We start from the raw sequence: 14,013 nt of genomic DNA, 5'->3' as shown, positions 1-14,013 counted from the left end.
GCGCCTACCGGTCGCAGCGCTTGCCCGGTTCCGGGGCCTCCCCGGTGAGCAGGTAGCGGTTGACGGCGCCGTCCACGCAGGGGTCGTGCCGCCCGTACGCGGTGTGGCCGTCGCCGTCGTAGGTGAGCAGTCGGCCGGACTCCAGCTGTCCGGCCAGGGAGCGGGCCCAGTCGTACGGGGTGGCCGGGTCACGGGTGGTGCCCACGACGACGATCGGGGCGGCGCCCGCGGCCCGGACGGTGTGCGCCGCGCCGGTGGCCCGGACCGGCCAGTAGGCGCAGGTCAGCGCCATCCAGGCCATGTCGCGCCCGAAGTGCGGGGAGACCCGCTCGAAGTCCGGGAGCGCCCGCTGGACGTCCTCCGGCGAGCGGAACGGTGCGGGCAGGTCCAGGCAGTTCACCGCCGTGTTGGCGAACATCAGGTTGGGGTAGGAACCGTCCGCCTCGCGCCCGTAGTAGGCGTCGGAGAGCTTCAGCAGCCCGGTGCCGTCACCGGCCCTGGCATCGGTGAGCGCGGTGCGCAGCTTGGGCCAGAGGAACTCGGCGTACAGGGCCTGGACGACGCCGGTGGTGGCCTGGGCCCCGGTGAGCCGGCGTCCGTTGTCGGTGCTCGGCAGCGGGTGGGCGCGGACGGCCGCGAGCAGGGCCGTGAGCTGGTCGCCGACCTGCTGCTCGGTGCGGCCGAGCGGGCAGTCCTCGCGCCCGGCGCAGTCCCGGGCGAAGGCCGCCCAGGCGGTCTCGAAGCCGCCGGCCTGGGTGCGGTTGCCGGTGACGGCGTCGAGCGACGGGTCCATGGCGCCGTCCAGCACCACCCGCCCGACCTTGCTCGGGAACAGTCCGGCGTAGGTGGCACCGAGGAAGGTGCCGTACGACTTGCCGACGAAGTTCAGCCGCTCGTCGCCGACCAGGGCGCGCAGTACGTCCATGTCGCGGGCCGCCTCGACGGTGCCGAGGTGGCCGAGCGCGGCCCCGGCCTGCTTGCGGCAGCCCTCGGCGAACTCCTGGTCGACGGCGACCAGCGCGTCGATCGCCCGCTGGTCGCCGGGGGCCAGGTCGGCGGCGGCGAAGGCGTCCATCCGCTCACCGCTCAGGCAGTTCACCGGATTGCTGCGGCCCACCCCGCGCGGGTCGAGGCCGACCAGGTCGTACCGGGCGCGCACGGTGCGGTCGTACGTCCCGGCGACGGCCTCCAGGTACTCGATCGCCGAGCCGCCGGGCCCGCCCGGGTTGAGCAGCAACGAGCCGAGCCGGGAATCGCCACCGGAGCCGCCGCCCGAGCCGTCAGAACCACCAGAGCCACCCGTGCCACCGGGACCGCCCGGTCCGGCCGTCGCGCGGGCGGCCGAGAGGGTGAGGTCACCGTCGCCGGGGTGGTCGTAGTCCATCGGCACCCGGAAGGTGGTGCACTCGAACCGGCCGTCGCAGGGCTGCCAGGTCGGCCGCTGCGCGTAGTACGGCGCGAGCGCGGCCGGGACGGCGGCGGGCAGCGGCTCCAGCGGGGTGGCGGCGGTGTCCGGAGCCGCGCCGGAACGGGTCGGGCCGGAACGGGTCGGGCCGGCACCGGTGGTACCGGTCCCACCGGCCGCTTCCGGGGTGTCCCGGCTGCACCCGTCCGCCGAGACCGCCAGCAGCCCGACCAGCACCGCCACGGCCACCACCCGCGCCCCTGCCCGCGCCCGAACCGGCACCCCGGCCCGAACCGGCGCCGACACCCGACCCCGCCCGAAGGCCCTCATCCGCTTCCTCTCCACCACTCCGGGAAAGCACGAGAACGTACGCGAACCCACGCGAAAGCACGCGAACGTACGAGAACGTACGCAAACGTACGAGAACGAAGAAACGCCGCTGCCCGGTACCCACCCCGGGTACCGGGCAGCGTATCGCCGGCTCGGCCGACGCTCAGGACGCCTTGGCCAGCGCGTCGGCCAGGAACTGTGCCGCCTGCCGCACCAACCGCAGCCGCTCCCGGTCCGCGGTGTAGTCCTGCACGTTGTCCGAGATCCGCACCTCGGCCTTGGCCGCCGGGCCGGCGCCGGACTTGAGCGCGCTCTGCAGCTTGCGGGCCGCGTCCAGCCCGGCGGAGTCGCCCTTGGCGGCGGCCAGCAGCAGCTTGGCCGAGCTGCCCGCCGGGGCCTCGGCGCCGGTCTGGGTGAGCGCGGCGGCGTCGTACCGGCCGGAGACCGCGGCGGCCGCGCCGTACAGGTCGGGGCGGGCCAGTCCGGCCGCGGCGGCGCACGGCGCACCGCCCTCGACGCCGAGGGTGCCCCAGGAGGCCGGGCCGGGCGGGAGGGTGCGGAAGGAGGCCGCGACGGTGTTGCGCAGCGTCGCGTCGTCGGCGACGGCGGCCGGGGCCGCGGCGACCAGCTCGCAGGGGTGCGCGGTGCCGTTCGGGGCCTCCGGGGCGACCAGGATGAACGGCCGGGCGCGACCGGCCTGGAGGGCCGCGCCCACGCCCTCGAAGACGTCCGGCACCTCGGCGTCGGCGGTCTTGCCCGGGGTGGCGGCGTGCATCACCACGACCGGGAAGCGCGCATTCGGCTCCTTGGCGTACTGCGCGGGCAGCCAGACCCGGACGTTGCGCGGCTTCCCGTCGGGTCCGAGCACGGCGGACTGCAGCAGTTCGCCGCCGCCCGGGTGCCCGACGCTGTCGAAACGGCTGGCCGCGGCCGGCGTCGCGGTCGCGCCGGCTCCCGCACCCCCCGCCGCAGCCGGATCGGTGGCGGCCGGCGGCGCCGGCTGCTGCCGACCCGCCCCGCCGGAGGCCCAGGCCCCCGCAGCCGCCGCGTCCACCGCGGGCTCCGCCCGGTCCGTCCCCTGCCCGCCGTGGCTCAGACCGCCGAACGCCCCGAGCGCGGTGAGCACCGTCAGCGCGGTGACGCACACCCCGCAGACCATCGCCCCGCCCGCCCGCGCCAGCATCGGCCAACGGTCGCCCGCCAGTTCGTAGGTCGCGGCGGCCTGCAGGTCACGCCAGCGCTGGAGCGCGCCGCGCGCCAGCCAGATCCCGCCGACAGCGGCGGCCAGCAGGGGAATGACGAGGAGCGGACGAACCACGGAACGCACCACCTCGGACGAGGGCCGGCGCCGGACCGGACCCGGTGCCGTGCAGGAGGCGACCGCTCCGGCGGTGGGCCCTCCCGGTGGGGAGGCCGGGTACGGCCGGGCGCGGTCGGCCCCCAGCGTGCACAACGGGCGCGCCGTCACACGCGGGTGTGCCCGGCGAGTATCGCCCGTTCACTCGAAGGTGGGACGCCGGGCCGACCCCGGACGACTCCGGGCGGCGTACCAGCCCCGGACGGCGTACGGGCGCCCTCGACCCCGTGCAGGCCTCAGCCCGCCCGCAGCGCCACCGTCATCGCCTCGACCGCGAGCAGCGGGTCCACGTTGCGGTCCAGCGCCGTCCGGCAGGCCAGCACCGCCTCGATCCGGCGCAGCGTGCCCTCCGCCGTACCGTCCTGGGCGACCCGGTTCAGCGCCTGCCGCTGGTCCTCGTTGGCGAGTGAGCCGGTGGAGCCGAGCTGGATCGCCAGCACGTCCCGGTAGAAGCCGAGCAGGTCGAGCAGCGCGACCCCGAGGGTCTCCCGGCGGGTGCGGGTGGCGCGACTCTTCTGCCGCTTCTCCAGTTCCTTGACCGCCCCGGCCATGCCGCGCGGCGCCTTGCTGCCCTCGGCGGCGCCGTAGGCGGCCTTCAGGTCGTCCGTCTCCTTGGCGTCCTGGGTCTCGGCGAGCGCCTCGGCGTCGGCCTTGGCGGTGTCGACCAGGCGCTGGGCCGCGGTCAGGCAGCCGCCGATGTCGGCGACCTCCAGCGGGATCCGCAGCACCTCGGCCCGGCGGGTGCGGGCCTGCTCGTCGACGGCGAGCCGGCGGGTGCGCTCGATGTCGCCCTGCCCGGCGAGCGCGGCCAGCCGGGCGGTCTCCGGGTCGACGCCGTCACGGCGGACCAGCATGTCGGCGACCGCGTCGGCGGCCGGCGTGCGCAGCACCAGCAGGCGGCAGCGGGAGCGGATGGTCGGCAGCACGTCCTGGACGGAGGGGGCGCAGAGCAGCCAGACGGTGCGCGGGGAGGGCTCCTCCACGCCCTTGAGCAGCGCGTTGGCGGCGGCCTCGGTGAGCCGGTGCGCGGCGTCCACCAGGATCACCGACCAGCGGCCGCCGGTCGGGTAGCTGGAGGCGCGCAGGACCAGATCGCGCATGTCGCCGACACCGATGGACAGGCCGTCGGTCCGCACGTACTTGACGTCGGCGTGGCTGCCGGCCAGCACGGTGTGGCAGCCGTCGCAGAAACCGCAGCCGGGCGTGCCGCCCAGCGCGAGATCGGGGCTGGTGCACTGGAGGGCCGCGGCGAAGGCACGCGCGGCGGTGACCTGGCCGGCCCCGGGCGGGCCGGTGAACAGCCAGGCGTGGGTCATCAGGGAGGCGTTGCCGCCCTCCACCGGGACGGCGCCGCGGGCGGCCGCGACCGTCGCCCCGGCCGCCCGGGCCGCGGCGGTCAACTGGTCGACCACCCGCTCCTGGCCCACCAGGTCGTCCCAGACGGCCACTGCTGCTCCCAAGCTCCGTACGGCAGCGCTCCCGGCGCCGATTCCCCGCCGTCGAGCATACGTCTCCGCTCCGACAGCCACTGCTCCGTCCGGGTCACGCCCGGCCACGGGCCCGGGCCACGGCACGCCTCCCGTCCGACGGACTCCCCGTACGACGAACTCCCCGTACGACGAACGGGCGGCGCCACCCGGGGCCACAGCTCCGGCGACACCGCCCGCCCGACCGGCTCAGCCCCGACGGCCCCAGCGCCGGCCCTTGCCCTTGCCGCCGTCCTCGCCCCGGTCGTCCCCGCCGCGCCGCTCCCGGCTGCCCTGGTCGCCGTGGTCGCCCTGGTCGCCGTGGCCCCAGCGCGCCCACTCGTCACGCGAGCCGAGCAGGGTGTCGGTCAGGCTCGGCAGGTCGTCCATCGGCGTCTCCTCGGCCCACTCCGGTCGGGGCCGCTCGGCAGCGGGCTGCGGCCCGCCCGACTGCGGCCCGACGGACTGCGGCGCGGCAGGCTGCCCACCGTCCACCACCGGCAGCTCGCGGGTGCTGTCCAACGGCTCCTCGGACACCGGCGCCCCGGGCCTCGACGCCCCCGGCACCGGCGCCCCGGGCCGCCCGGAGTCGATCCGCGGCAGCACCGCCGTCTCCTCCACGGCCGGAACCCGCGGCAGCACCGCCGTCTCCTCCACGGCCGGAACCCGCGGCAGCACCGCCGTCTCGTCCACCGCCGGCACCGTCGGCAGCACCGCCGTCTCGTCCGCGGCCTCCGCCGCCCGGACCGCCGCCTGTCGGTCCCGCAGCGTCAGCTCCCGGGTCGCCTCGTCACCGAGGCCCCCGGCCGCAGCCCGCGGGGTCTCCGGGACCGACCGCAGCTGCGTCGTGGCCGCGTCCCCGCCCGCAGGCCGTTCCCCGGCCCGCTCCGAAGCAGACCGCTCCGAAGCAGACCGCTCAGAAGCGGCCCGCTCAGAAGCCGTCTCCGCCGCCGCGGCAGCCGCCGCCAGCGCCGCGGCCTGCGCCAACCGGGCCTCCTCGGCCCGCTGCAGCGCCTCCTCCGCCCGGCGCCGCTGCTCCTCGCGCGCCAGCTCCCGCTGCCGCTGCAGCTCCGCCTGCGCGGCCGCCTCGTCCGCGAGCCGCTTGCGCTCGGCGGCCTCCACGGCCAGCCGGGCCTCCTCGGCGGCCCTGCGCTTCGCCTCCTCCTCGGCCCGACGGCGGGCTTCCTCCTCGGCCCTGCGCTTCGCCTCCTCCTCGGCCTTGCGCCGGGCCTCGGCGGCGACCCGCTCGGCCTCCTCGCGCGCCAGCCGCTCCTGCTCCGCCTGCTCGGCCCGCAGCTGCGCCAGCACCTCCTGCCGCTTGCGCTCGGCGGCCTCCTCCTCGGCCTTCTTGCGGGCCTCCTCGGCGGCGCGCCGTTCGGCCTCCTCGCGGGCCAGCCGCTCCTGCTCGGCCCGCGCGGCCTTCTCCTGCTCGGAGAGCGGCAGCTCGCGGTCGAGCCGGTGCCGGATGGCGGTGGTGACGAAGCCGGGGGCCTGGCTGCCGTCGACGACCAGGTAGCGCGCCGGGTCGGCGGCCGCGAGGGCGAGGAAGCCGGCCCGGACCCGCTGGTGGAACTCGGTGGGCTCGGACTCCAGTCGGTCGAGCGCCTCGGTGAACCGCTCCCGGGCCCGGGTCGGGTCGACGTCCAGCACCACGGTCAGGTCGGGCAGCAGCCCGCCGGTCGCCCAGCGGGAGATCCGGGCCACCTCGGTGGCGGCCAGGTCGCGTCCGGCGCCCTGGTAAGCGATGGAGGAGTCCATGTACCGGTCGGTGATCACCACGGCGCCGCGGGCGAGGGCCGGCCGGATGACGTTCTCGACGTGCTCGGCGCGGTCGGCGGCGTAGATCAGCGCCTCGGCGCGGTGCGACAGGCCGGTGTTGCCGACGTCCAGGACGAGTCCGCGCAGCCGCTGCCCGACCGGGCTGCCGCCGGGTTCGCGGGTGAGCACGACCTCGTGGCCCTTGCCGCGGATCCACTCGGCGAGCGCCTGGGCCTGGGTGGACTTGCCGGCGCCGTCGCCGCCCTCCAGGGCGATGAAGAAGCCGGTGCCGGCTCCCCGGTGCGGCACCGGGCCGCCGGCGCCGCGCACCGCGTCCACCAGGTCCCGGCCGAACGGCACGGTGCCGCGCCGGTCGTCGGTGCGCAGCAGCACGACGGCGGCGAGCACCAGGGTGAGCAGCCCGGCGGTGGCGACGGCGAGGGCGCCGCCGCCGTGGATGAAGGTGAAGGAGCCGGGCTCGACGGTGCCGTACTCGACGTCCCCGTACCCGGCGGCGATCAGCGGGACGGCGACCAGCGCGGCCGCGACCACGACCCGGAGCACCGCGTACAGGTGCTCGGTGACCTTGGCCAGCCGGGCCTCCTCGACCTCCTGGGCGAGCAGGCCCCGCCCGGCCGAGACGACGATCCCGGCGGCCAGTCCGGCCAGCACGCTGAGCAGCAGGACCAGCACGAAGTCCAGCACCAGCCCGGCCAGGATCAGCGCGACGCCCTCGGTGAGCAGCGCCAGCGCGAGCAGCCGGCGGCGGGAGAGCGAGGGCAGGGTGGCCCGGGTGAACCGGGCGCCCAGCGCGGGGGCACCGGCCGCGGCGAGCACGACCAGGCCGTAGCCGATCGGCCCGGCCCGGTGCTCGACGGCGGTGAGCAGCGCCAGGGCGGCGACGCCCGCCATCGAGGCGAACCCGGCGGCGACGGCGAAGGTGAAGTACGGGGCGCTACCGGTGCGGCCCTTGCTCAGGGCGGGGCCGGGGGCGGCGTCGGTGGGGGCCCGCAGGCCGGTCAGCGGCGAGTGCGGGGCGACCGACACCGGACCGCCGGGCAGCTGCTGGAGGTAGCCGCGGACGGCCGCGGCGGCGAACAGACCGGCGGCGCCGAGCGCCGCGAAGGTCAGCTGGTGGGCGCGCAGCCAGTCCGAGCCGACCGCCGCACCGATGTTGTTGACCAGGGTGAGGGCGATCAGCCCGAGCGCGCCCAGCGGCACGGTGACCCAGCCGGTGAACCGGTCGATGCTCCGGACGGTGTCCAGGTTGGCGGCGGCGGGCCGCTGCTCGGCGACGGGGGCGTACGGGTTGGCGGGCGGCAGCAGGCCGGGGACGGCGGCGGCCTTGGCGATCCCCCGGACCCGCTCGGCGGCACCGGTGAGGAACACCGTGGCGAGCAGCACGTAGGTGGCCGCGCCGGAGGGCTTGGGGCCGGAGCTCAGCCAGACCGTCCACCAGGGTGCGACGGCGATCAGCAGGGCGCCCAGCACGTCCGCGCCGAACAGCGTCCAGCGCCGGTCCAGCTTCCCGGCGACCAGCTGGTGCACCGGCTCCAGCAGCGCCACGCCGACCAGCCCGGTGGCCGCCACCCGGACGGCGAGGACGGCGGCGGTGGCGAAGGCGAGGCTGCGCGGCAGGTCACCGAACCGGCCGCCCTGGGCGGCGGCGATCACGGTGAGCGCGAGCAGCACCATCAGCCCGAGCCGGTCGGCGGTGCCGCCGATCAGCTGGGTGGTCCACAGGCGCCGGTAGGACCTGGTCCGCAACAGCGCCCGGGCCCGGTCCACGGGGGTTCCGGCGGGCGCGACCTCGGGCAGCTCGGGCCCGGTGGCTCTGTCGGCCGGGGCGGCGCTGGGGGTGGGCTGCTCCTCGCTCGTCATACGGTCAGCGTAGCGGTCTGGGCTTTGCCCGATTGAGACGAACGGGGTTCCGGTTCGCCGTCATCACCGGCCCGTGACGATCCCTGCACAGAGCCGGGACCGTCCGGCGCGAGTCCGGAGACCCTCCGGTACGGATCCGGCGGCCGTCCGGTGAACGGCTCGGGCCCGCGCCCCCACATGGGGAGCACGGGCCCGCTACCGCCGACGACCTACCGACCTGTCGCCGACCTGTCGACGACCCACCCACGGGCCGCCGGCCGATCAGCCCTCGTCGGTGGCGGCGGTCTTGGCGGCCGCGGTCTTCTTCGCGGCCGTCTTCTTCGCGGCCGTCTTCTTCGCCGTCGCCGTCTTCGTCGTGGTGGTCTTCTTCGCCGCCGTCTTCTTGGCGGCCGTCTTGGTCGCCGTCGCCTTGGCGGTGGTGGTCTTCTTGGCCGCCGCCTTCTTCGCCGGGGCCTTCTTGGCCACCTTCTTCACCGGCCCGCGCGCCCGCTTCTCGGCGAGCAGCTCGTAGCCGCGCTCCGGCGTGATGGTCTCGACCTCGTCGTCCTTGCGCAGCGTGGCGTTGGTCTCGCCGTCGGTCACGTACGGGCCGAAGCGGCCGTCCTTGACCACCACCGGGCGCTCGCTGACCGGGTCGGTGCCCAGCTCCTTGAGCGGCGGGGCGGCGGCGGCCCGGCCGCGCTGCTTGGGCTGGGCGTAGATCGCCAGCGCCTCGTCCAGGGTGATGGTGAAGAGCTGGTCCTCGCTGGTGAGCGACCGCGAGTCGGTGCCGCGCTTGAGGTACGGACCGTAGCGGCCGTTCTGCGCGGTGATCTCGGCGCCCTCGGGGTCGCTGCCGACCACCCGCGGCAGCGCGAGCAGCCGCAGCGCGTCCTCCAGGGTGACGGTGTCCAGCGACATCGTCTTGAACAGCGAGGCGGTGCGCGGCTTGACCGCGTTCTTGCCGGTCTTGGGCGTGCCCTCGGGCAGGATCTCGGTCACGTACGGGCCGTAGCGGCCGTCCTTGGCGACCAGCATGTTGCCGTTGACCGGGTCCGGGCCGAGCTCGAAGTCGCCGCTGGGCTTGGCCAGCAGTTCCTCGGCCAGCTCGACGGTCAGCTCGTCCGGCGGCAGCTCGTCCGGGATGTCGGCGCGCTGGCCGGGCTCGCCCTCGACGGTGGAGGCGCGCTCGACGTACGGACCGTAGCGGCCGACCCGCAGGGTGATGGAGTCGCTGATCCGGAACGAGCTGATCTCCCGGGCGTCGATCGCGCCGAGGTCGGTGACCAGTTCCTTCAGGCCGCCCAGGTGGTCGCCGTCGCCGTTGCCGGCCTCGGCGGCACCGCCGGCCGCGCCGTCACCCTCGCCCTCACCGAAGTAGAAGCGCTTCAGCCACGGCACGGACTTCGCCTCACCGGCGGCGATCCGGTCGAGGTCGTCCTCCATCTTCGCGGTGAAGTCGTAGTCGACCAGCCGGCCGAAGTGCTTCTCCAGCAGGTTGACCACGGCGAAGGAGAGGAAGGAGGGGACGAGCGCCGTGCCCTTCTTGAACACGTAGCGGCGCTGGATGATCGTGTCGATGATCGACGCGTAGGTGGACGGGCGGCCGATCTCCCGGTCCTCCAGCTCCTTGACCAGCGAGGCCTCGGTGTAGCGGGCCGGCGGCTTGGTGGCGTGGCCCTCCGGGGTGATCCGCTCGGCGGCCAGCGGGTCGCCCTGGGTGACCTGCGGCAGCCGGCGCTCGCGGTCGTCGAGCTCGGCGTTCGGGTCGTCGGCGCCCTCGACGTAGGCCTTGAGGAAGCCGTGGAAGGTGATGATCTTGCCGGAGGCGGAGAACTCGACGTCCCGGCCGTCGGCGGAGGCACCGCCGACCCGGACGGTGACCGACTGGCCGACCGCGTCCTTCATCTGGGAGGCGACGGTGCGCATCCAGATCAGCTCGTACAACCGGAAGTCGTCGCCGCTCAGCCCGGTCTCGGCGGGGGTGCGGAAGCGGTCGCCGGAGGGGCGGACGGCCTCGTGCGCCTCCTGGGCGTTCTTGACCTTGCTGGCGTAGGTGCGCGGGGCGTCCGGCAGGTAGTCGGCGCCGTACAGCTGGGTGACCTGGGCGCGGGCGGCGGAGACCGCGGTTTCCGACAGCGTGGTGGAGTCGGTACGCATATAGGTGATGAAGCCGTTCTCGTACAGCTTCTGGGCCACCTGCATGGTCCGCTTGGCGCCGAAGCCCAGCTTGCGGCTGGCCTCCTGCTGGAGCGTGGTGGTGCGGAACGGCGCGTACGGCGAGCGGCGGTAGGGCTTGGACTCGACGCTGCGGACACCGAACGCGGTCTGCTCCAGGGCGGCGGCCAGCTGACGGGCCGCCTGCTCGTCCAGGTGCAGGGTGTTGGTGCTGCCGGCCTTGAGCCGGCCGTCCGAGCCGAAGTCGCGGCCGGTGGCGATCCGCTTGCCGTCCACCGAGGCCAGCCGGGCGCCGAAGGTCTCCGGGTTGGCGGCGTCCGCCGGGGTGCGGCCGGTGCCGAAGGTGCCGACCAGGTCCCAGTACGAGGCGGTGCGGAAGGCCATCCGCTCGCGCTCCCGCTCGACCACCAGACGGGTCGCCACGGACTGCACCCGGCCCGCCGACAGCTTCGGCATGACCTTCTTCCACAGCACCGGCGAGACCTCGAAGCCGTAGAGCCGGTCGAGGATGCGACGGGTCTCCTGGGCGTCGACCAGACGCTGGTTCAGCTCGCGCGGGTTGGCCACCGCCTCCTGGATCGCCGACTTGGTGATCTCGTGGAACACCATCCGGTGCACCGGCACCTTGGGCTTGAGCACCTGCTGGAGGTGCCACGCGATGGCCTCGCCCTCGCGGTCCTCATCGGTGGCGAGGAAGAGCTCGTCGGACTCCGCGAGCAGCGACTTCAACTTGCTGACCTGGGACTTCTTGTCCGCGTTGACCACGTAGATGGGCGCGAAGTCATGGTCGACGTCGACCCCGAGACGGCGCACCTCGCCGGTGTACTTGTCCGGCACCTCGGCCGCGGTGCTGGGCAGGTCGCGGATGTGCCCGACGCTCGCCTCGACGATGTAGCCGGGGCCAAGGTAGCCCTTGATCGTCTTCGCCTTGGCCGGCGACTCGACAATGACGAGTCGCTGTCCGTGCGCGGTCTCGCTGCTCGGGGACACCTTCGCTCTTCTCTCCCGGTCCTTATGTGGCTGGTCGGCGCCGGCAGCACGGGCTGCGCTCCGCCCGTCCCCTCCACCGTCCCGGGGTCGCCGCTGTACGACACCCCACCAGCGGAGTGTGACCGTACCCCGGCCACCCTTGTCAAACGGACGGTTACCGCTTTTTCGCTTGCCGGGCTCACCGACGCCACTCGAACGGTAACCCGATGACGGAGGTTCGCGCCCCGTGGAGGGTGGCATCGGCAGGTTCCGGAGGATGGAATGACGGATTTCAAGATCTGTCAACGGAAAAATCGGCGCGCTTGCGGTACCGCACCCTCCGGATCACGCCGGGGTGCCCGATATGAACCTGTACGCCCGGTACACCCGGTGTGGCTGTCCGGCCCGGTGCGGACCGGGTACGGCGGAAAATCGTCGGTACGGCCGGTCCGTCCGGTCCGCCCGTGACCTCAGCGGCCGATCGCCGCCAGCAGCCCGGCGCCCGCCCCGAGACACGCCACGCCCAGGACCGTCCAGAGCAGGTCGACGACCGCCGGCCGGGCGACCTCGCCCGCCGCCAGCACCGCCCGGCTGGGGCGGTCCGGGTCGTAGCGGATCCGCACCGAGGCGCCCGGCGCGAAGCGCTCCGGACGGCGCAGCGGGGTGTGCCCGCGCGGCCGGGTGAGCACGAGCTCCGCGACCTTCGGCACCGCGCCGCCGACCGTCGGCAGCACGGAGAAGGAGAGCAGCGGCGCGCTGTCGAGCTGACCGTGCACGTCGTTCTCGGCGACGACGGTGGCCACCGCCGCCACCCCCCGTCGGCGCACCCGGTGGCGAAGGCGCACTTCGGCGGCGCACCAGAGCAGCAGCACGCCACCGAAGAGGGCGAGCACCGACCCGCCCACGGCCGCCGTCGTCGTGTCCACCCCTGGCCCCCGGCTCCCCAACTCTGTCCACAGCCTGTGGACAGAGCCTCACAGCATCCGACCAACAGGGGACGGCCGGACGGGGACCGCCGGACGAACCACGGGGTACGGGCGGGTGAACCGGAACCGACCGGGCCGGGCCACCCGGACCCGCCTCACCGCACCGGGTCGATGAACCCCTGCTCGGTCAGCAGCCGGAGCGACTCCGGCACCCGGTCCCGCAGCACCACCCGGTCCTCGCCCAGCAGGTGCGCGATGGCGTCCACGATCTCGCCCGCCGACAGCGTCCCGTCGCAGACCCCGACGAACCCGGCGCCCACGGTGTCCACCTTGGTGGCCCGCCGCATGCCCCGGTTGTGCCGCAGCACCACGTGCTCCGGGTCCTCCGCCCCCGGCGCGCCGACCTGCTCCTGGACCACCTCGTCGGCCAGCACGTAACGGGCCGCGAGCAGGCCCGCGTCGTCGTGCGAGCGCAGGAAGTCCTGCCGGTCGAACCATTCGTCGATGTGCGGGCCGAGCGGCTGCTCCACCGGGTGCGGCCACTCCTCCACCCGGACGGTCGGACGCTCCGCGCCGCTCGCCCGCAGGTTGATCCAGCCCATCCCGATGCCCTCGACCCGGCCCGCCTCGAAGGCGTCCAGCCACTCGCCGTACCGGGCCTGGTAGTCGCCGCCCGGACCGCGGTGGTCACCGCCGTCGCGCAGCCACAACTCGGCGTACTGGGCCACGTCCTGGACCTCGCGCTGGACGACCCAGGCGTCCAGCCCGGTGCCCGCCACCCAGCCGGCCAGCCGCTCGTGCCAGTCCTCGCCCTTGACGTGCTGCCAGTTGGCGAGCAACTGGCAGTAGCCGCCCGGCTCCAGGTGGTCGGCGGCCGACCGCACCAGGTTGCGGCACAGGTCGTCGCCGGCCATGCCGCCGTCACGGTAGGTGAACCGGCCGCCCGGCGAGATGACGAACGGCGGGTTGGAGACGATCAGGTCGAACCTCCGCTCCCCGACCGGCTCGAAGAGACTCCCGGTGAGCACCTCGGTGGTGTCGAACCCGGAGAGCGCCAGGGTCAGTTCGGTGAACCGCAGCGCGCGCGGGTTGAGGTCGGTGGCGGTGACCCGCCCGGCGTGCCGGGCCGCGTGCAGCGCCTGCACGCCGGAGCCCGAACCGAGGTCCAGCGCCGCCCGGACGGGGCGACGCACAGTGATGTTGGCCAGCGTCGTGGACGCCCCGCCGACCCCCAGCACCAGGTCCTTGCGGGCCACCCCGTGGGCGGTCTCGCCGGAGCCGATGCCGCCCGCGCCGCCCACCGCGCAGCCCAGGTCGGAGACCACCCAGGCATCCGAACTGGGCATCCCGGCCACCTCGTTGGCGTACGGCCGGACGTCCACCGTGGCCCGCACCAGATCCCCGTCCGGGCGCAGCCAGCCGTCCGCCAGGCAGTCCTCCACCGGCAACGCGGCGGCCGCCGCCTGGTACGGCACCGGCTGCTGCAGCAGGAACAGCCGCACCAGCGTCTCCAGCGGGCTGCCGCCACGCGTCGCGCGCAGCGCCGGGACCGCCTCGCTACGGGCCAACGCCGCGTAGCCGGTGGGCCCCAGCAGGTCCAGGCAGCCGTCGGCGGTGAACGAGGCGGCCAGCAGCGCCTCGCGCAGCTTGGCCAGACGGGTCGGGTCGAGAACGGGGCTACTGATCACCCCGCCATTGTCCCCCGCCCGACCCCACCCCGGCCCCACCGGCCGGACCGGGACACACCCACCGCCCACAACGCAG

General features: G+C 75.1%; 7 protein-coding genes. All 7 read right to left on the bottom strand.

Annotated features, from left to right (window positions below; all coding sequences use genetic code 11):
• Positions 1 to 4 precede the first annotated feature (4 nt).
• Positions 5 to 1,735, bottom strand: coding sequence for an alpha/beta hydrolase (locus ABTZ03_RS29075; RefSeq protein WP_502894619.1), 1,731 nt, complete (start codon positions 1,733 to 1,735; stop codon positions 5 to 7).
• Positions 1,736 to 1,898: 163 nt separating this feature from the next.
• Positions 1,899 to 3,053, bottom strand: a complete 1,155-nt coding sequence (locus ABTZ03_RS29070; RefSeq protein ID WP_350516069.1) for an alpha/beta hydrolase — start codon at positions 3,051 to 3,053, stop codon at positions 1,899 to 1,901.
• Positions 3,054 to 3,328: 275 nt separating this feature from the next.
• A complete protein-coding gene (locus tag ABTZ03_RS29065) occupies positions 3,329 to 4,540 on the bottom strand; it encodes a DNA polymerase III subunit delta' (protein WP_350516102.1) in 1,212 nt (403 codons plus the stop codon).
• A gap of 228 nt (positions 4,541 to 4,768) precedes the next feature.
• Positions 4,769 to 8,197 carry a dTMP kinase gene (gene tmk / locus ABTZ03_RS29060; protein WP_350516068.1) on the bottom strand — a complete coding sequence of 1,143 codons (3,429 nt, stop codon included), beginning with the start codon at positions 8,195 to 8,197 and terminating at the stop codon, positions 4,769 to 4,771.
• A 261-nt stretch (positions 8,198 to 8,458) separates the two neighbouring features.
• Entirely contained in the window at positions 8,459 to 11,344 is a 2,886-nt protein-coding gene (topA, locus tag ABTZ03_RS29055) for a type I DNA topoisomerase (RefSeq protein WP_350516067.1), read from the bottom strand.
• 449 nt (positions 11,345 to 11,793) lie between these two features.
• Complete coding sequence (locus tag ABTZ03_RS29050) at positions 11,794 to 12,249, bottom strand: DUF3592 domain-containing protein (protein WP_350516066.1); 456 nt, start codon at positions 12,247 to 12,249, stop codon at positions 11,794 to 11,796.
• 155 nt (positions 12,250 to 12,404) lie between these two features.
• Positions 12,405 to 13,937, bottom strand: coding sequence for a DUF7059 domain-containing protein (locus ABTZ03_RS29045; RefSeq protein WP_350516065.1), 1,533 nt, complete (start codon positions 13,935 to 13,937; stop codon positions 12,405 to 12,407).
• Positions 13,938 to 14,013 lie beyond the last annotated feature (76 nt).

The organism is Kitasatospora sp. NPDC096077 (assembly GCF_040303245.1).
In the GTDB taxonomy this organism is placed as follows: domain Bacteria; phylum Actinomycetota; class Actinomycetes; order Streptomycetales; family Streptomycetaceae; genus Kitasatospora.
This window is presented reverse-complemented; position numbering and strand designations above follow the sequence as displayed.

What these genes read in the sequence shown, in the direction of transcription:
- ABTZ03_RS29075 (WP_502894619.1), bottom strand. Translation starts at nt 1,735, where the DNA reads ATGAGGGCCTTCGGGCGGGGTCGGGTGTCGGCGCCGGTTCGGGCCGGG.
- tmk (WP_350516068.1), bottom strand. Translation starts at nt 8,197, where the DNA reads ATGACGAGCGAGGAGCAGCCCACCCCCAGCGCCGCCCCGGCCGACAGA.